The 17,757-nt window shown below is 75.6% G+C and carries 15 protein-coding genes; 7 read left to right on the top strand and 8 right to left on the bottom strand.

Translation table 11 applies throughout. The annotated features are described in order from the left end of the window. Positions 1 to 5: 5 nt before the first annotated feature. The gene (locus FRAEUI1C_RS23545) at positions 6 to 1,310 is read right to left on the bottom strand and encodes a hypothetical protein (RefSeq protein ID WP_368411118.1); all 1,305 of its coding nucleotides are present in this window, start codon (positions 1,308 to 1,310) and stop codon (positions 6 to 8) included. Positions 1,311 to 1,441: 131 nt separating this feature from the next. On the opposite strand from FRAEUI1C_RS23545, the gene ligD reads away from it, so the two are divergent. Next, positions 1,442 to 3,118: a non-homologous end-joining DNA ligase gene (ligD, locus tag FRAEUI1C_RS23540; protein ID WP_013425853.1), complete on the top strand. Its 1,677-nt coding sequence runs from the start codon at positions 1,442 to 1,444 to the stop codon at positions 3,116 to 3,118. Between the two features lie 40 nt (positions 3,119 to 3,158). Here the strand turns inward: ligD and FRAEUI1C_RS23535 are convergent, their stop codons facing one another. Together FRAEUI1C_RS23535 and FRAEUI1C_RS39745 are read right to left on the bottom strand one after the other, a co-directional pair. Next, positions 3,159 to 4,451, bottom strand: a complete 1,293-nt coding sequence (locus FRAEUI1C_RS23535; RefSeq protein ID WP_013425852.1) for an FAD-dependent oxidoreductase — start codon at positions 4,449 to 4,451, stop codon at positions 3,159 to 3,161. Beyond that, positions 4,448 to 4,759, bottom strand: coding sequence for a hypothetical protein (locus FRAEUI1C_RS39745; RefSeq protein WP_013425851.1), 312 nt, complete (start codon positions 4,757 to 4,759; stop codon positions 4,448 to 4,450). The genes FRAEUI1C_RS23535 and FRAEUI1C_RS39745 overlap by 4 nt, the downstream gene beginning before the upstream one ends. Before the next feature lie 214 nt (positions 4,760 to 4,973). Here FRAEUI1C_RS39745 and FRAEUI1C_RS23525 point away from each other — a divergent pair, with 214 nt between their 5' ends. After that, on the top strand, positions 4,974 to 5,348 hold the full coding sequence (locus tag FRAEUI1C_RS23525; RefSeq protein ID WP_013425850.1) for a YccF domain-containing protein: 375 nt from the start codon (positions 4,974 to 4,976) through the stop codon (positions 5,346 to 5,348). 21 nt (positions 5,349 to 5,369) lie between these two features. Here the strand turns inward: FRAEUI1C_RS23525 and FRAEUI1C_RS23520 are convergent, their stop codons facing one another. The 4 genes from FRAEUI1C_RS23520 to FRAEUI1C_RS36615 all read right to left on the bottom strand — a co-directional run bounded on the left by FRAEUI1C_RS23520 (position 5,370) and on the right by FRAEUI1C_RS36615 (position 9,522). Beyond that, positions 5,370 to 6,014: a TetR/AcrR family transcriptional regulator gene (locus FRAEUI1C_RS23520; protein WP_013425849.1), complete on the bottom strand. Its 645-nt coding sequence runs from the start codon at positions 6,012 to 6,014 to the stop codon at positions 5,370 to 5,372. A gap of 25 nt (positions 6,015 to 6,039) precedes the next feature. Next, positions 6,040 to 7,581, bottom strand: a complete 1,542-nt coding sequence (locus FRAEUI1C_RS23515; RefSeq protein ID WP_013425848.1) for an MFS transporter — start codon at positions 7,579 to 7,581, stop codon at positions 6,040 to 6,042. Positions 7,582 to 7,699: 118 nt separating this feature from the next. Continuing rightward, positions 7,700 to 8,515: a hypothetical protein gene (locus FRAEUI1C_RS23510; RefSeq protein WP_013425847.1), complete on the bottom strand. Its 816-nt coding sequence runs from the start codon at positions 8,513 to 8,515 to the stop codon at positions 7,700 to 7,702. Beyond that, positions 8,512 to 9,522, bottom strand: a complete 1,011-nt coding sequence (locus FRAEUI1C_RS36615) for a hypothetical protein (protein ID WP_013425846.1) — start codon at positions 9,520 to 9,522, stop codon at positions 8,512 to 8,514. Before FRAEUI1C_RS36615 ends, FRAEUI1C_RS23510 begins: the two co-directional genes overlap by 4 nt. A gap of 136 nt (positions 9,523 to 9,658) precedes the next feature. Here FRAEUI1C_RS36615 and FRAEUI1C_RS23495 point away from each other — a divergent pair, with 136 nt between their 5' ends. From FRAEUI1C_RS23495 to FRAEUI1C_RS41265, 4 genes are all read left to right on the top strand, one after another. Beyond that, positions 9,659 to 11,215 (top strand): carboxylesterase/lipase family protein, encoded by a 1,557-nt coding sequence (locus tag FRAEUI1C_RS23495; protein ID WP_013425845.1) that lies wholly within the window; start codon positions 9,659 to 9,661, stop codon positions 11,213 to 11,215. 147 nt (positions 11,216 to 11,362) lie between these two features. Next, a complete protein-coding gene (locus FRAEUI1C_RS23490; protein WP_013425844.1) occupies positions 11,363 to 13,447 on the top strand; it encodes a rhodanese-like domain-containing protein in 2,085 nt (694 codons plus the stop codon). A gap of 169 nt (positions 13,448 to 13,616) precedes the next feature. Further along, positions 13,617 to 14,276, top strand: a complete 660-nt coding sequence (locus FRAEUI1C_RS36610) for a copper resistance CopC family protein (RefSeq protein ID WP_013425843.1) — start codon at positions 13,617 to 13,619, stop codon at positions 14,274 to 14,276. Next, on the top strand, positions 14,266 to 16,569 hold the full coding sequence (locus FRAEUI1C_RS41265; protein ID WP_013425842.1) for a bifunctional copper resistance protein CopD/cytochrome c oxidase assembly protein: 2,304 nt from the start codon (positions 14,266 to 14,268) through the stop codon (positions 16,567 to 16,569). The genes FRAEUI1C_RS36610 and FRAEUI1C_RS41265 overlap by 11 nt, the downstream gene beginning before the upstream one ends. Positions 16,570 to 16,596: 27 nt before the next feature. Here FRAEUI1C_RS41265 and FRAEUI1C_RS23475 read toward each other — a convergent pair whose 3' ends face one another. Beyond that, positions 16,597 to 16,929, bottom strand: coding sequence for a YkvA family protein (locus tag FRAEUI1C_RS23475; protein WP_013425841.1), 333 nt, complete (start codon positions 16,927 to 16,929; stop codon positions 16,597 to 16,599). A 213-nt stretch (positions 16,930 to 17,142) separates the two neighbouring features. On the opposite strand from FRAEUI1C_RS23475, the gene FRAEUI1C_RS23470 reads away from it, so the two are divergent. Continuing rightward, positions 17,143 to 17,739: a pyridoxamine 5'-phosphate oxidase family protein gene (locus FRAEUI1C_RS23470; RefSeq protein WP_013425840.1), complete on the top strand. Its 597-nt coding sequence runs from the start codon at positions 17,143 to 17,145 to the stop codon at positions 17,737 to 17,739. Positions 17,740 to 17,757: the final 18 nt, after the last annotated feature.

Raw genomic sequence — 17,757 nt, 5'->3', positions numbered from 1 at the left:
GGACGTCAGCCGTCGGCCGGCTTCGGCTTCGGCCCGGTGGAGCGCATGTTGACCAGCCGGCCGAGCAGGTCGAACCAGAACGGTGCCCCGGCGGCGAGCGCGGCGACGGCGATCAGCCAGCCGAGGACCTTCAGCGCCCAGCCGCCGGCGTCGTTCGGCAGCGTCCGCGGGTCGGAGGCCGCGTGCGACCGGGTCCAGCCGAACGGGATCTGCAGCGCCCCGATGTCCCGGACGGCCTCGACGGCCCCCTCGCCGCCCGCGGTGGACGGGTCGTTCGGTGCCGAGACCCGGGACTCGGCCGTGGCGACGGCCGCGGTGCGCACGGCGCTGTCCTGCCAGAGCGCTCGGGTCAGGCTGATCGTGTCGAGGTTGAACACGACCGTCAGGACCAGCGCGTAGACCAGCAGGAACCGGCTGACCCGTCGCTTGTACCAGCCGGACAGCCGGTCCATCGACGAGTCGTACCACCCCGCCAGCTCGGCGAGCAGCTTGTCCCGATCGGCGCCGGCGCGGGCGGCGATCCCGATCAGCGCGGTCTTCAGCGACGACTCGGGCAGCAGCGCGATCTCCGCGCTCAGCGGGAGCATCGGCGCCGGCGCCGTCGAGGCGTCGGCCGGTACCGTCGCGCCGGCTGGTTCGTCCGCCGGGCCGGCCAGCGGCAGCAGCGCGATCATCGCCGTGGTGACGGCGAGGCCGCTCTCGTAGCCGGCCGGCAGGGCGGCCTGCAGCGCGCGGGCCGTGTCCCGGGTGAGGCCCGCGTAGGCGGCGCGGTAGGCGTCCGCGTACGCCGCGCGCTGCTCGTCGGTCACCGTCGCGTCGAAGACCTTGGCCATGTCCTGCGGGCTGACCCGGGCCAGCAGCGCCCGCGGCGCCGGTTCCACCAGGTCCAGCACCGCGCGGGCGAACTCCGTCGACGGCAGGTAGGCCGGCAGCCTCAGCCGCTGCGCCCGCCGGACGCGCTGCCACCAGCCGGAGGCCAGCGCCGTCGCCCCGACGGCCGGGACGGACGGGCGCCCGCCGGTCCGCAGGCCGCGCAGCGGCCCGTCGAGCATCTCGGCGGTGAGGTCTCTGACCGCCCCCGCCGGTGCGGCGACCGGCTCGACGGGCAGGGCCGGGTCCCGCTCGACGTTCTCGGAGGTGAGCCGGCGCAGCTCGGCCTCCAGCTGGCGGCCGCGGTAGTTGAGGAACCCCAGAACTGTCTCGTTCATCCTGGAGACCGCGACACTGAAGACCGCGAACACCAGGGCGAGCCCGATAAGCACCTGCAGGACGGCGGAGTCCGGCATGACCACCTCGTTCACCTCGGCCACCAGCGGTGACGATCTGCGCCTTTCTACCGGATCAGCACGGGGCGAGCCGATCTGGGTCGCCTGCGTGGCGGCGCCCGGCGCATCGGGTAGGGATGTGGCATGACCCGGGAGACCATGATCCGGAGAGCCCCGTGAGCGGGGACGCCCCGCGCGGGCTCGACGCCTACCGCGGCAAACGGGACGCGGCCCGCACCCCGGAACCGGTCCCCGAGGCCGACCCCGCCCGGCACCCGCGGCCCGACCCCGCTGCCCCCTCCGACCCCGCCGCCTCCGGTCCCGCCGCCGCCGTTGACTCCCAGGAAGCCGGGCCGGTCGACCACACGGGCGACGACCAGGCCGGGCGCGGCGACACGTTCGTCATCCAGGAGCACCACGCCCGCGCGTTGCACTGGGACTTCCGGCTGGAGCGGGACGGCGTGCTCGTCTCGTGGGCGGTCCCCAGGGGCCTGCCGGTCGACCGGACCGCGAACCACCTGGCCAGGCAGACGGAGGACCACCCGCTGGAGTACGCCGAGTTCGCCGGCGAGATCCCGAAGGGCGAGTACGGCGGCGGCACGGTGACGATCTGGGACCGGGGCGGCTACGAGCTGGAGAGCTGGACCGCCGACAAGATCAAGGTCACGCTGCACGGCAGCCGGGTCCAGGGCCGCTACGTGCTGTTCCGGGCCGGCGGCGGCCGGACCACAGCCCGCCAGACCACAGCCCGCCAGACCACAGCCCGCCAGACCACAGCTCGCCAGACCGGCGCCCGTGCCTACGGGCCGGACGACTGGATGGTGCGGCGGCTCGACCCGCCCGACGACCCGACCCGGGAGCCGATGCCGACCACGCTCGCGCCGATGCGGGCCGTCGCGAGCCGTGAGCTGCCGGCCGGTCCCGACTGGGCCTACGAGGTCAAGTGGGACGGCATGCGGGTGCTGGCGTTCGTCGACGGCGGACGGGTCCGGGCCCGCAGCCGTACCGGGCGCGACGTGACGGCCGCGTTCCCCGAGCTGCGCGCCGTCGGCCTGGCGCTCGGGTCGACCCAGGCCGTGCTCGACGGCGAGATCGTCGCCTTCGGCCCGGACGGCACACCCGACTTCGGCCGGCTGGCCCACCGGATGCACGTCGCCGACGCGGCCGCGGCGCGCCGGCTCGCCGGCCGGATCCCGGTCAGCTACCTCGTCTTCGACCTGCTGTTCCTCGACGGGCACCCGACGACCGCCCGGTCCTACGACGAGCGGCGGGCCCTGCTGGCCAGACTGCCGGGCCTGACGCTGTCCGAGACGCTGGCGGGCGACGGCCCCGACGTGCTGCGGGCCAGCGCCGAGGCCGGCCTGGAGGGCGTCATCGCGAAGCGGCGTTCGGCGGCGTACCTGCCCGGCCGGCGCGGCTCCGACTGGGTGAAGGTGAAGAACACTCGCACGCAGTCCGTCGTCATCGGCGGCTGGGAGCCCGGCGCTGGGAAACGCGCCGACCGGGTCGGCTCCCTGCTCGTCGGCGTCGCCGAGCGCCCCGGCCTGGGCGAGGCGCCCCCCGGCGCGCCCAGGTTCCGGTACGCCGGGCACGTGGGCACCGGCTTCTCGGACGCCACCCTCGACCTGCTCGGCCGGCTGCTGGCGCCGCTGCGGCGCGACGAGCCGCCCTTCGCCGACGTGCCGGACGCGCACGTCCGCGCCGCCGTCTGGGTCCGCCCAGAGCTGGTCGCCGAGGTCGCGTACGCCCACTGGACCGCGGACAACCGGCTGCGCCATCCGTCGTTCAAGGGGCTGCGCGACGATCTCGCCCCCGCCGAGACGGTCGTCGACGGCGACACCGAACCAACCTGACGCGCCCCGCCCACGGGCCGGGCCTGGCTCGCCTCGGCCGCTACGGAGCCGTGGGCACTCGCTGGGATGCCGTCGTGGGCCGGGCGGCCGGGGGCACCCGTTCCGGCAGCAGGCCGACGCCGACGAGGCGGGCCGGCAGGCCGCGCAGGAACGGCAGGCGGTCCATCAGACGGACGGCGGACGGCGCGCGAACCGGGACGTCCGCGCGCAGCGTCGGGCCGATGACGCCGCGGGCGGCCCACCGCTGCAGCAGCTGCGTTCCCATGGTCGGGACCATCCGCCGGCGCTGGAACCGGGCGAGCACGGGCGTCAGCTCAGCCGTGCCCGCGCCGGCGCGCAGCGGTTCGGCGAGCATCCGGGCGGCGGCCACGGCGTCCTGGACCGCGAGGTTGATGCCGACGCCGCCGACCGGCGACATCGCGTGCGCGGCGTCGCCGATCAGCAGGACGCCGGGGGAGTGCCAGCGGCGCAGCCGGTCGACCCGTACCTCCAGGAAGCTGACGTCGTCCCAGTCGGCGACGGCGCCGACCCGGCCGCGCAGCCACGGCGCCAGCTCGATGACCGTGGCCCGCAGCGCGTCGAGCCCGGCGGCGCGGATCGCCTCCCGGCCGTCCTTGGGGATCACGTACGCGGTCTGCCAGTAGTGGCCCCGGTCGATCATGATGAGCAGCCGGCCGGCGCCGATCCGGGCGGAGAGGCCCTCCGGGTCCTCCGGCCAGCGCGGCACCCGGAACCACAGCACGTCCATCGGCGCGCCGAACTCCCGCAGCGGCAGGCCACGGCCGGCCCGGACGAGCGCCTCGCGGACCGCCGAGCGACGCCCGTCGGCGGCGACGACCAGCCGGGCCCGCACCTCGATCCGCCGGCCGTCCTCGGCCCGCGCGACGACGCCGCGAGCCGGCCCGTCCGCCGCGTCGAACAGCAGGTCGGTGACCTCGTGGGAGCGCAGCAGCGTGAAGCCGGGGTACTCGCCGGCGGCGGCCGCGAGCATCTCCAGCAGGTCCCACTGCGGCAGGAAGAGCACGTACGGGTGGGCCACCCGCAGCCGGGTGAAGTCGGCGACCCGGAAGGTGCCGTCGGCGTAGGACGCGGTCAGCTCGCGGACCCGCCGGCCCGGCAGCTCGGCGACCCGGTCGGCGAGGCCCAGCGCGTCGAGCACGTCGAGCGTCGACGGGTGGACCGTGTCGCCGCGGAAGTCGCGCAGGAAGTCGGGGTGCTTCTCCAGCACCGTCACCCGCACCCCCGAGCGGGCGAGCAGCAGCCCGAGCAGCAGCCCCGCCGGCCCGGCGCCGACCACGCAGACGTCGGCGTCCCGGCCCGGCCCGGCTGTCACCGGGCTGTCCTGGTCTGCCGCGACCGGGTCCGCGCCGAGCGGGTGCCGCGTCCGCCCGTCGCGCGCACCGTCCCGCGGCCCGCCGGGTCCTCGCGTGGCGGGTCCTGGCCCGCCGGGTCGTGGCCCGCCGGGTCGTGGCGCGGCGGGTCGTGGTGCGGCGGGTCCGGTGGGACGGGGTCGGGCGGCAGGGTCGGGCTCAGCGGCACCTCAGGGTCGGGGCGACGCTGTGGGTGCGGCGTCGGCGGCTCGGTCGTGAGCCGGGTGGCGGTCCACCGCGGCCGGCGCCGCCAGCCGGACGAGAGGCTCATGGTCACGCTCTACCCGCCGTGCCGCCGACGTATCGCCCAGACCCGCCAGGTCCGCGGGCTGACCGGCTGACGCCTGCCGGACACGGGACGAGATGCCCTGGTCCGTGGCCGGATACTGCGGTTGGCCGGTGGTGCGCGTTTTCCGCCGGTCGACTGGCGGCTCCGCGTGGACCGGCGGTCTACTGGAGAGTGGACGGGTGCGAGGGGGACGTCGATGCGGCTGCTGTTGAACCTCATCTGGCTGGTGCTGTGCGGGCTGTGGATGGCGATCGGGTACGCCCTGGCCGCACTGGTGTGCTTCGTGCTGATCGTGACGATCCCGTTCGGGTTCGCCTCGCTGCGGATCGCGAACTACGCCCTCTGGCCGTTCGGCCGGACCGTGGTCGACGACCCGTCGGCCGGCGCTCCGTCCCTGATCGGCAATGTCCTCTGGCTCGTCCTCGCGGGCTGGTGGCTCGCCATCGGCCACCTGGTCACCGGCGTCGCGCTGTGTCTCACGATCATCGGGATCCCGCTGGGCCTGGCCAACTTCAAGCTGATCCCGGTCTCGCTGCTGCCGCTCGGCAAGAAGATCGTCGAGACCGCCTAGCGTTCGGGACGCTCGGCTGGCTCAGGTGCCGAGGCGCAGGACCGGGCCGGAGGCGACGAGGCTCTCCCAGTCGGCCGAGGTGATCGGCCGGGTGGTCAGCGGCTGGTCGCCGCCCGGGCGCAGGCCGTCGAGGACCAGGTCGAGGTAGCGGCGCCAGATCTCGGCCACGGCCCGGTCGGTCGCGTCGATCAGGGCACTGACGGTCCAGATGATGACGCCGACGTCGTGCGGGTTGACGTCGGCGCGGACCCGGCCACCGGCCCGCGCGTCGGCGAGGATGCCCTCGACGGCGCGGATGTACTCGTCGCGCAGCGGCCGGGCGACGGTCGTGTCCCACAGCCGGCCGGAGCGGATGCCGTCGACCGCGTGCTGCTCGGCCATCGCGCGGATGAAGGTCTCCAGCCGCTCGGCTGGCGCCGGGTGCGCCTGGGCGGCCCGCGCGGTCGTGAGCAGCCGCTCGAAGTACGGCCGGGCCAGCTCGTCGAGCAGCGCGCTCTTCGTCGGGAACCGGCGGTAGATCGTGCCGATCCCGACGCCGGCCCGGGTCGCGACCTCCTCGACCGTGAACGCGGGACCGTGCTCCCGGTACAGCTCCAGGGCGGCGGCCAGCACCCGCTCCCGGTTGCGCGCGGCGTCGCAGCGCAGCCGCTCCGCGGTGGTGGTCATGAGACGAGGGTAGGTGATCTGCCGCTCAGCTGGCTGCCGGCGCGGTGACCTGCCCGGAGGCCAGCTGCCCCGGGGCGGCGGGCTCGGCGACGATTCCCTCGGGCGCCGGACCCGACCCGGCGGACCGCGACCGGACGACCGGCACCAGGGCCGCGGCCACCGCCGCGACCACGGTCGCGACGACCAGGACGATCATGCTGGTGCTGTAGCTCGACTCCTTCGGGTACCCGCTCGGCAACGCCCCGGAGGCCAGCAGGCTGGCGACGACGCCGCTGCCGATGGAGCCGCCGATGGTGCGGATGTTGGAGTTCATACCGGTCGCCGCGCCGGTCGCCTCGATCGGCACCGCCTCGATGATCAGGTTGGCCATCGAGGAGAACGCGAGGCCGATGCCGATGCCCTGAATCGCGGTCATGACGATGAAGTTCCACGGCTGGTCGTGCGCGACGATGAGCAGCCCGAACGACGCCGCCGTCAGCGCACAGCCGGCGACCAGCGGCGGCTTGGCGCCGAACCGGCTGGTGAGCCGCCCGATGTAGAGGCTGGTGACGAGCATCGCGGCGGTGCTCGGCAGCATGTAGAGGCCCGACTGCGTGACCGAGGCGCCCAGGCCGTACCCGATGCGGCGCGGCGTCTGCATCAGCGGCGGCACCAGGATGAACGTCGCGTACATGCCGACGCCGAGCAGCAGGGCGGCGACGTTGGTCCACCACACGGCCGGGATTCGCATCATCTTCAGGTCGATCAGCGGCACCGCCGAGCGGTTCTCCACCCAGGCCCACAGCGCGAAGGTCGCCACCGCGGCGGCGAACAGGCCCAGCGTGCCCGGCGCGGTCCAGCCCCAGCTGGTTCCCTGGGACAGCCCGAGCAGCAGTGCGACCAGCCAGGCCGCCAGCGCGATGGCCGCACCGATGTTCACCGTCCCGCTCGCCCGCACCGGCGACTCCGGCACGAAGAAGACCGTCGCGACCAGTGCCAGCACCGAGACCATCAGCGGGAACCAGAACAGCCAGTGCCAGGAGAAGGCATTGATGATCGGCCCCGAGAGCACGATGCCCAGGCCGCTGCCGATGCCGAGCATCGCCGACATCAGGCCGATCGCCGCCGGAACCCGCGCGGGCGGGAACTCGTCCCGGATGATCCCGTACGACAACGGGAAGATCGCGCCGGCGAGGCCCTGGATGACCCGGGCGATGATCAGCAGGCCGATGGAGTTCGAGACCCCGGCGAGCAGCGAGCCGACGCTGAGCGCGGTGAAGACGATCAGCAGCATCAGCCGCTTGCCGAACAGGTCGCCGAGCCGGCCGAGGATCGGCGTCGCGATCGACGCGGACAGCAGGAACGCCGTCAGCAGCCAGGTGACCGTCACCTGCGAGGTGTGCACGTCGCGCTGGATCGTCGGCAGCGCCGGCAGCACCATCGACTGCAGCACCGTGTAGGCACCCGCGCCGAGCGCCAGCGTGAGGAAGATCAGCGTCGGGTTCCCGCGCCCCGGCGCGCGCACGTGGTGCTGGCTGCCCAGGGCCGTGCCAGGGCCGGTCGGACCGCTGCCGGGTTCGGCGGACATGGTGCTCCGATCGCGACGAGAAGGGGGAGGGCGCTCCCGCCGAAGCGGAATCGTGCTCCGCATATTACCGACAACCGGAACCTCCCTCCGCTTCAATGCTGTGTCCCGGCTGTGACGCTCATTCCGTTGCGCGCCGCCGCGAACGGGTGGTGGCCACGGCGTCGACCGTCCCGCCGAGGGCGGCCACGCCGGTGACGACCCCGCAGAGCAGCAGCCGGCACGGGCCGGCGGCGTCGCCGAGCTGGTGACCCAACACGGCGTCGGGCGAGACTTCCTCGACGAGGGGGACGAGGCCCGCGCGCTCCCAGGTGTAGTACGGCCGGCCGGCCGGATCGGCGGCTACCGACGGCCCTCGCGGCGGCTGCCCCGCCGGGCCCAGCAGCAGCCGGCCCAGGGCCAGTGCGAGGACGACCGCCAGCAGGACGACGACGACCGCGCTGCCTCGGCCTGTCGCCCGTGCCGCTGCGGTCACCAGCACCCCGGCGCCGAAACACGCCACGCAGGCCGGGGCCAGGCGTGGGGTGAGGCTCGGCGCGTCGAGGAACTGCAGAGCGAGGCTGACCGCCGAGGCCGCGGTCAGCAGCCCGCCGACGGCGATCAGAGTCGTTGGCCGCGCCAGGCGTCGGCCTCGCGCGAGCCCGGCCAGCAGGCCGGCGGCGAGCAGGACCAGCGGCGGGACCTGCAGGGTGGCGGCGCGCTGCCGGACGATGAGCCACTGCTCGAAGCCCAGCCAGCACACCAGGCCGCACGCCAGTCCCAGCGTCACCAGCAGGACGGTGAACAGCGAGGCCCGTGTCGCGGTCGGCCACGGCGCGGGCCCGGGGACCGGCCGACGCCCGCGGCCCCGCGGTGCCGCCGCGGCCGTCCGGGCCACGGCCGGGTCGAGCGCCGCGGGCGGGCCGGCCGGCCGGCCTGGCGCCGGGAGGCCCTTCATCGGCCGGCCCCCGCCCGGAAGCCGCCGGCGCGGCGCCGGGCCGCCCGGCCGTCAGCCTCGATGACGTCCGGGCCCGCGCCGTCGGAGCTGGCCGGCTGGCCTGGGCGCTGCGGCGGGCCAGGTGTCAGCGCCCGCGAAACGCGCGGCGGCCGAGCCGGCGCCCAGGCGCCCGCGGCGTCGGCTCCGCCGCTCAGGCCGGCGAGCAGCGTGAGGCCTCCGAAGAGCGAGATCTCCAGCCGCTCGCCGGGCACCAGCGTCACCGGCAGGCTGGCCCCGGGGATGGGATCGACGGAGGTCGAGCCGTCCGGTCGTTCGCAGCTTGTGACGCGGACTCCCGGCACGTCCTCCCTGACGGTCGCCGGCCCCACGCAGGCGCCGAAGGGATTGTCCGGCGCGCGCTGTTCGGCCAGGTTGACCAGCGCGACGGGAGCGCACCCGCCGAGGACGAGCAGCGCGCCGATCCAGACCAGCCAGCGCCGCCTGGTCGCCAGTAGCACCGCCGGGACCAGCAGGCCCAGCCCGAACGCGTTCACGCAGCCCGGAACCCAGACGGCCGGCCGGCTGCTGCGCGCGGCGTTCTCGATCGCGAACGTGAGGGTCGCGCCGCCGACCAGCACGCAGGCGACGTACACGAGTACGGCGCCTTCGACCCGCCGCCGCACGGCGAGGGCGACCAGCGCGCCCAGGACGGCGGCCACCGACAGCGCGATATTGCAGAAATAGTTGTTGATGGTCTCGGCCTCGATCAGCCGCTCCCCGTACGCCTTGTGGCCGAGCAGGCCGGCCACGACCCCGAGCAGCGCGGTCGTCGCGGTGAACAACCGGGCACGCCGCCCGGTCTCGTCCGTGGCCGAGGCCGTGCCAGGCGACGCACTGGACGCCGACCCGCTCAGCCCTGCCGGCGGTCCGGCGGCCGCGCGCAGCCTGCGCTTCCAGCGGATGTCGCGCACGATGAGCGCGTAGCTCGCGGCGGCGATCACGGCGATCGTCTCCCAGGCAGGGTCCACTGACGTCCTTTCATACGGCGGGCGGGACTCGGGCCGCGGCGCCGGCCGCGTCCTGATCGTTCGCCGCCGCGACGCGGGTCTTTACTGGCGAGTGGCGCCCGTCGGGGTCGCCGATTGTGCCAGGGAGGCTTCGCCGGTGTCCGATCTGCCACCTTTTGCGCGGTCCGCGACCGACCGGGGCCCGGCGGCGGGCGCGATCGTGGGGCCGGACCCCGCCCATGGCCCCGCTGGCGGCCCCAGGGCGGCGAGCGACCAGACGGCGGTCCGGCTGCCGTGGGGCGTCGCGCGGGGAGTCGATCTCGGCGACGTGCGGGTGTGGCGTGGGCTGCCCTATGCGGCCGCTCCCGTCGGCGCGCGGCGGTTCCAGCCCCCGGAGCCGCCGGAGCCCTGGACCGGGGAGCGGGACTGCTCGGCCTTCGGCGCGACCAGCCCGCAGCTGCGGCAGCCGGGCCTGCGCGCCCCCGCGCGCCGTGGCCGGGAACCACGCGGCAGCGAGGACTGCCTGTACCTGAACGTCTGGTCACCCGGGCCCGGTGGGCCGCCCCGGCCGGTGCTGGTCTGGATCCACGGCGGCGGCTTCGTCAGCGGCGCCGGCAGCTCGTTCGACGGCGCCAGGCTGGCCGCCCGTGGCGACGTCGTCGTCGTCACGGTCAACTACCGGCTCGGCCCCTGGGGCCACCTCGCCCTCGCCGGGCGGCCCGGCGCCGGCAACCTCGCCCTGGCCGACCAGCTCGCGGCGCTGCGCTGGGTGCGGGCCGCGGCCGGGGCGTTCGGCGGTGATCCCGGCCTGGTGACCGTGTTCGGCGAGTCCGCCGGGGCGATGTACCTCGGCGCGCTGCTGGGCGCGCCGGACGCCCGCGGGCTGTTCCACCGCGCCGTCCTGCAGAGCGGGACCGCCCATCACCTGCGGGACGAGGCCGGCAGCGAGCGGGTCCGCCGCCGCTACCTGGAGCTGCTCGACCGTCCGCCCGCGCGGGCCTCCACCGTCGAGCTGGTCCGCGCGGCGCAGGAACTGCTCGCCGAGTCGGTGCTGCCCGGCGCGGAGGTCGGGCTCGACCCGTTCGCGCCGTCCCTGGACGGCGCCGTCCTGCCGGTCGCACCGGTCGCGGCCGTCGCGGCGGGGTCGGCGCGGGACGTGCCACTGCTGGTGACCTGGTGCCACGACGAGGCCGAGCTTTTCCTGACACTCGCGCCCGACGTCCTGCCCGCCGGCCTGGCCCGGCGGGCGCTCGCCACGCTCGGCGAGGCCCGCTGGCAGGCGCTGCTCGACCTCTACACCAGGGCCGCCGCCGACCCGGCCGCCGGGCGGTCCGCGCTGCTCACCGACGCGATGTTCGCGCTGCCCGCCAGCCGGCTCGCCGACGCCGCGCACACCGGCGGCGGACGGGTCTGGACCCTGCGCTTCGACCCGGCCGCCCCCGGCCGGGCGGCCATGCACGGCGCCGACCTGCCGCTGACCTGGGGCCGGGCGGACGAGACGAGCCAGGACCCGGCCCGCCGCGCCGCCGCCCACTGGCAGGACGCCCTGGTCGCCTTCGCCCGCTCCGGCGACCCGTCGACGCGCGGGCTGCCCGCCTGGCCGCGCTACGACCCGGACCTGCGCACGACCCTGCTGCTCGGCGCCACCGCGTCGGTCGTCGAGCGCCCGGGCGGCGCGCGGCACGCCGCCTGGTCCGGTCTGCCCCTGCCGTAGCCCGCCGTTCGGGGCTTCGCTGCCGGAACGTTGCGGCATTGTGAGGCTTGGCCCAAGCCGCGCCCAAACCGGCCGGTCGGGCGAATGACCGGCGCGTCGCGGGTGTTCCCTGCGGAGTTGGCCGGCGATGACGGGAGGGGACCAGCGGTGGGCTCCAGGTATGTGATCATCGGCGCTGGCGCGGTGGGCGCGACCGTGGCGGCCCAGCTCGTCGAGGTCGGGCTGCCGGTCGTGGTGGTGGCCCGGGGCGCGAACCTGGCCGCGCTGCGGGCCGGCGGGCTGCGCTACCTGCGGCCGGACGGGACGCGCCAGGTGCCGCTGGAGGCCGTGGCCGGCCCCGAGGAGCTCGACCTGCGCGCCGGCGACGTGCTGGTCCTCGCGACGAAGGCCCAGGACACCGAGGCCGTCGTCGCCGACTGGGCGTGGCGGCCCGTCGCCGGCGCCCGGCCCGGACCCGGCGCGACACCGGGCACGCCGGCTGCCGCCGCCGAGGCGCTGCCCATCGTGCTGCTGCAGAACGGGATCGACAGCGCCCGGTCGGCCCTGCGGCGGTTCGCGGCCGTGGTCGACTGCGCGGTCGTCCTCCCGGCGTCGCACCTGCGGCCCGGGGAGGTCGTCGCGAGCGGTGCGCCGCTGGTCGGCGGGCTCGTCCTCGGCCGCGCCGACCGCCGCGCCGCCGCTCCCGTGTCCGCCGTTCCACCGGCCGAGCCCACCGGGCCGGACTCGGTCGACCTCGCCGCGGCCCAGATCGCCGCCGACCTGGCCCGGGCATCGTTCGCGACCACCGTGGTCGACGACATCGCCCGGTACAAGGCCGGCAAGCTGCTCGGCAACCTCGCGTACAACCTCGACGCCGCGGCCTCGCCCGGCCCGCTGCGGGACGCGGTGGCGACCGCCGCCGTCGAGGAGGCCCGGGCCGTGCTCGCCGCGGCCGGCCTCGAGGCCGCCGAGCCGATCGCCGCGCCCGGCCTCGACCTGACCGCCTGGAAGATCGAGGACGTCCCGGGCCACGACCGGCTGGGCAGCTCGACCTGGCAGAGCCTGGCCCGCGGCGGCTCGGTCGAGTCCGACTACCTCAACGGCGAGATCGTGCTGCTCGCCCGCCTGCACGGGCTGGCCGCCCCGGTGAACACGGCGGTCGCCCGGTGGATCGCCGGCGCGGCCCGCCGGGGCGGCGTCCCCGCCGGTCTGGGCCCGGCCGACCTGGCCGCCCTGCTCACCGCCGCCGGCCGTCCCGTCCCCTCCGTACCCGTACCCGTACCCGTACCCGTTCCCTCCGCCTCGGCCGACCGGGCTCCCGATGTGACCAGCCCGAACGTGACGAGGGCGGGCGGGACCGGCGACGAGTGGGTGGACGACGACGGGGCAGGTGGCGGCGGCGACCCGGCGCGCGCCAGTGAGGTACTCGTCGGCGCGGCGGCGCTGCGCGACGAGCTCTCCGCCGCCGGGCCGCCGCTGCTGCTCGACGTCCGCTGGGCGCTCGGCGACCCGCACGGCCGCGACCACTACCTCGGCGGCCACCTCCCCGGCGCCGTCTACGTCGACCTGGAGACCGAGCTCGCGGCCCCGGCGGCCGTTCCCGGCGGTCGCCATCCCTTGCCGGACCTCGTCACGCTGACCGCCGCCGCCCGCCGGTGGGGGCTGACAGCCGGGCGCCGGGTCGTCGTCTATGACGACAACGGCGGCCAGTCGGCCGCCCGGGCGTGGTGGCTGCTGCGCTGGGCCGGCGTCACCCAGGTGCGGCTGCTCGACGGCGCGCTGGCCGCCTGGCGCTCGGCCGGATTCCCGCTGGAACGTGGCGACGTCGTCCCGCCCGCGGGCGACGTGACCCTGCGCGGCGGCGCGCTGCCGACGATCGACGCCGACGGGGCCGCCCAGCTCGCCGTCGAGGGAACGCTGCTCGACGCCCGGGCCGGCGAGCGCTATCGCGGCGAGGTCGAGCCGGTCGACCCGAAGGCCGGCCACATCCCCGGCGCCCGCGGCGCACCGACCGCGGCCAACCTCGACGAGGCTGGCCGGTTCCTGCCACCGCGGGTGCTGCGCGCACGCTTCGCCGCCCTCGGCGTGGGCGAGGGCACCGGCGTCGTCGGCGTCTACTGCGGCTCCGGGGTCACCGCCGCCCACGAGATCGCGGCCCTCGCCGTGGCGGGTATCGACGCCGCCCTCTATCCGGGCTCCTGGTCCGAGTGGTCCGCCGACCCGACCCGCCCGGTCGCCACCGGCCCGAGCTGACCGGAGCCGGGCGGGGCCGGCCAGGCCGTCGGGCGAGGCTCGCCGTCCGAGTATCTTCGACGTGACGTAGAAGCCATGTCACGGAGAAGCAGAGCCCGGGCGTGACCGGCGGCGTCGCGGCCCGACCGCCGCGCGCCGGGGGTGCCTGGCGGCGGGTGGGAGACGCGCGATGCGTGCACCGAAAGACGGCAGCCGGCCCGGCCTCGCCCTGGGCCGGCGGGTCGGGGCCGGGCTGGCCGGCCTCGGCCTGGCGCTGGTCGCGCTGGTCGCCGCCGCTGCGCCCGCGTCCGCGCACACCCGGCTCCTGTCGAGCAGTCCGGCGGACGGCTCGACCGTCCCGACCGCGCCCGACCAGATCCGGCTGACGTTCGCGCAGCACCTGCTCGGCCTGGGCGCCGTGGCCGTCGAGGGGCCGGGTGGGAGCAACGCGGGCGTCGGGGACGCCGTCCTGGACGGGGCGATCGTCACCCAGCGGCTCGCGGAGCACCGTCCCGCCGGGGTCTACCGCCTGTCCTACCGGATCGTCTCCGCGGACGGCCACCCGGTGTCAGGGCAGGTCACGTTCACCGCGACCGGTGACGTAGGGTCCGGTTCGTCGCCTACGGCCGCGGCGGCCACACCGCCCGCGCCCGGCGCCCCGGCCAGTGGCGGGGCCGCGTTGCCCGGGACCACGTTGCCCGGCACAGGGGCGACGTCGCAGGACAAGGGCGGGTCGTCCGCCGGCCTGGCGGTGGGTATCGCCGTCGGCGTCGGCGCGCTCGTCGTCGTCAGCGGTGCGGTGATCGCCCTTCGGGCCCGCCGCGGGCAGGGGGGCACCGATGGAGCCTGACCACGCGTCGACCGTCGTGTCCACGCCGGTCGACGGCGTGCGGCCCGGCGCGGCGACGGTCGTCCCGCCGACGGCCGGGTCGGTGCCGACCACCGGCGCGCCGGACGTGCCGGACCAGGCCACGCGGCAGGAGGGCACCGCGTCGGGCCTGCCGGGCGGCGGTTCCGATGGGCGGTGGCCCGTCGTCGCCGGAGTGGTCGCGGGCGGCGTCGCGATGCTGGCGACTCTGATCATCGTCCTGGAGTTCGGTGGCGCGGCGCCGAAGCGGCTGCCGGCGGACCTGGCCGGGGCCGATCCGGGGCTGGTCACCGGGTGGGGGCTGCCGGTCAGCCGGCTGCTGTGCGACGCGGCCGGGGTCGGCACCGTCGGCGCGCTGCTGGCCGCCGCGTTCCTGTTCCCCGCGGCCGGCGGCAAGCCGGGCGCGGCGGGCCGGCGGATGCTGCGCTGGGCGTCCGTCACCGCCTGGGTCTGGTGCGTCGCGTCGCTGGCCCAGTTCGCCTTCACCGTGTCCGACCTGATCGGCAAGCCGTTGCCGGCGGCCCTCACGGCCCACGACGTCGGCAACGTGATCGACGCGGTGCCGCAGCCGCGGGCGCTGCTCATCGTCGCCGCGATCGCGTTCGCGATCGCCGTCGGCGCCGGGGTGGCCCGCAGGCTCGACACCTGTGCGTGGCTGACGGCGATCGCGCTGTTCGCGCTGCTGCCGGTCGCGATGACCGGGCACGCGCACGGTTCCGGCGGCCACGACCTCGCGACGGTCAGCGGCGGCCTGCACGTCCTGTCGGTGTCCGCCTGGGTCGGCGGGCTCGCCGCGTTGCTGCTCGGCGGTCGTTCCCTCGCCGGGCCCGAGCTGCTGACCGCCGTCCGCCGGTACAGCGCGATCGCGGGGCTGTGCCTGGTCGTCGTCACGATCAGCGGCCTCGTCAACGCCTACGTGCGGGTCGTCGCGTTCGACGCCCTGTTCGACAGCCGGTACGGCAACCTGGTGATCGCGAAGACGGTCGCGCTGGTGCTGCTCGCGGGCTGCGGCGCCGCCCACCGCCAGTTCACGATCCGCCGGCTCGCCGCCGGAACCGCCGCACCGGCGAGCCGAACCGCCCCCGGGAACGCGGCTGCTCCCGGGAACGCGGCTGCTCCCGGGAACGCGGCCGCGCCGGGGGACATGGTCGCCCTGGTGGATCGGGCCACCCTGGTCGACGCGCGCCGGCCCTTCCTGCGCCTCGGCGCCGCCGAGGTCACCCTGATGGGGGTCGCGATCGCGCTCGGCGCGGGCCTGTCTCGCACGCCGACGCCGGCCGCCGCCGACGGCGCCACCTCGGACAACCCGGTCGTCGCGATCCTCGGCTACCCGATGCCACCGGCGATCAGCATCGCCCGGATCTTCACGGAGGCCAGGCCCGACCTGCTCTTCGGCACGATCGTCGCGCTCGGTACCTGGTTCTACCTCGTCGGCGCGGTCCGGCAGCGCCGCGCGGGCGCGCCCTGGCCGATCGGCCGGACGGTGAGCTGGGTGTGCGGGATGGCCGTCATCGCGTTCGCGACGAGCAGCGGCCTGGGCCGCTACGGCCGGGTGCTGTTCAGCGTCCACATGGTCCAGCACCTGCTGTTGATGATGCTCGCGCCGATCCTGCTGAACCTGGGCGCGCCCGTGACGCTGGCGCTGCGCGCGCTGCCGACCGGCGTGACCGGGACGACCCGCAGCGCCAGGGCCTGGCTGCTGCGGATGGTGAACAGCCGCTGGCTGGCGTTCATCGGCAACCCGCTGGTCGCCTGGGCGCTGTACTCGGTGTCGCTCTACGTGCTGTACCTGACGCCGCTGTTCGGCTGGGTGCTGCGCAACCACCTCGCGCACCTGGCGATGATGGTCCACTTCCTGGTCGTCGGCTACCTGTTCTTCTGGGTCCTGATCGGCGTCGACCCGGGCCCGAAGCGGCCGAGCCACCCGGCCCGGATCATCCTGCTGTTCACGGCGTCGGCCGTGCACACGTTCTTCGGGATCATCCTGATGATGTCCGGCAGCGTGATCGGCAGCTCGTACTACTCGCTGCTGACCCGGAGCTGGGGAGCCTCACCGCTGACCGACCAGCACCTCGGCGGCGGCATGGCGTGGAGCTTCGGCGAGCTGCCCGGCGTCGCCGTCATCGCCGTGCTGGTCTTCCAGTGGGCCCGCACCGACGAACGGCGGGCCCGCGCGAAGGACGCCCGGATGGACAGCGGCGACGACGACGAGTTCGACCAGTACAACGCCTACCTCGCCAGCCTCGCCAGCCGCAGAGGCGGACCCGGCCGCTGAGTCCCTCGGCCGACCCGGGAGAACGGCCTAGCCGCGGCGCCGGCGGCGGCTGGGCGACGCCTCGATCCCCGGATGCCCCGAGACGGCCGCGCGGCGGGCCGCGACCAGCTTGGAGATGTAGAAGGCGACGGCCACCAGGACGCCGCCGTCGTCGATGTAGCCGAACGGCCCGAAGATGATCTCGGGGATGGCGTCGACGGGGGAGACCAGATAGGCGAGGGCGCCCACCGCCGCGACGACTCCGCGCAGCGGCACCCGGTACTTCACCAGCACGAACGCGCCGCTGACGACCATCGCGAGCACGACAAGACCGAGCCCGATGAGGATCACCAGTGCCACGGTGCCCAAGCTGTGATCCACGCTCGAATCCCTTCCTGCTCCACCCGACAGTCAGCGCTCGGGCCACGCGTTCCCGACGGACTTCGGTCCGCCAGGATCTCTTTCCCCCCAAACGATCCCCGACGAACATCGCGTAGCCGACACCGCGCCGCCCGGGGCCGGGAGGTCCCGCGCCGAGGCTCCTGTGGCGCAAACCCGAGTGACCGGCCGCCCCGGTCGGCGGACACTCGGGGCATGGGCAAGGTCTATGACGGGATCGACGGGCGGCTGCGGGCGTTCGTCGAGGCGCAGCCGGTGTTCTTCGTGGCGACCGCGCCGCTGAGCGGCGACGGGCGGGTGAACCTGTCGCCCAAGGGCGGGGCGGACACGTTCGCCGTGTTCGACGAGCACACGGTGGCCTATCTCGATCTCGGTGGCAGCCACGCGGAGACGATCGCGCACCTGCGGGAGAACGGCCGGATCACCCTGATGTTGTGCGCGTTCTCCGGGCCACCGAAGATCGTGCGGGTGCACGGGCACGGCGAGCCGGTGTTCCGGGACGACCCGCGGTTCCCCGAACTGCTGGCCCGGTTCCCGAATCCCGGTCAGCCGAGCGTGCGGGCCGTCGTGGTGGTGGCCGCGGAGCAGGTCAGCGACAGCTGCGGGTACAAGGTGCCGAACCTGGAATACGCCGGCGACCGCTCGACCCACGCCGAGTACTTCGGCCGCAAGAGCGACGACGAGTTCGCCGCCTACTGCGCGCGCAAGGACTTCAACGGCGAGAGCATCGACGGCCTGCCCGCCCTCCCGCTCCCATTGCCCCCGCTGCCGGTCGCCCAGCGCGGCATCTGACCAGGCTGGGCCCGCCCC

The organism is Pseudofrankia inefficax (assembly GCF_000166135.1).
GTDB classification, from domain to species: Bacteria; Actinomycetota; Actinomycetes; order Frankiales; family Frankiaceae; genus Pseudofrankia; species Pseudofrankia inefficax.
This window is presented reverse-complemented; position numbering and strand designations above follow the sequence as displayed.

Coding starts and splice junctions, on each gene's coding strand:
- FRAEUI1C_RS23510 (WP_013425847.1), bottom strand. CDS start 8,515: ATGAAGGGCCTCCCGGCGCCAGGCCGGCCGGCCGGCCCGCCCGCGGCG.
- FRAEUI1C_RS39745 (WP_013425851.1), bottom strand. CDS start 4,759: ATGAGCCTCTCGTCCGGCTGGCGGCGCCGGCCGCGGTGGACCGCCACC.
- FRAEUI1C_RS23515 (WP_013425848.1), bottom strand. CDS start 7,581: ATGTCCGCCGAACCCGGCAGCGGTCCGACCGGCCCTGGCACGGCCCTG.
- FRAEUI1C_RS23525 (WP_013425850.1), top strand. CDS start 4,974: ATGCGGCTGCTGTTGAACCTCATCTGGCTGGTGCTGTGCGGGCTGTGG.
- FRAEUI1C_RS41265 (WP_013425842.1), top strand. CDS start 14,266: ATGGAGCCTGACCACGCGTCGACCGTCGTGTCCACGCCGGTCGACGGC.
- FRAEUI1C_RS23470 (WP_013425840.1), top strand. CDS start 17,143: ATGGGCAAGGTCTATGACGGGATCGACGGGCGGCTGCGGGCGTTCGTC.
- FRAEUI1C_RS36610 (WP_013425843.1), top strand. CDS start 13,617: ATGCGTGCACCGAAAGACGGCAGCCGGCCCGGCCTCGCCCTGGGCCGG.
- FRAEUI1C_RS23520 (WP_013425849.1), bottom strand. CDS start 6,014: ATGACCACCACCGCGGAGCGGCTGCGCTGCGACGCCGCGCGCAACCGG.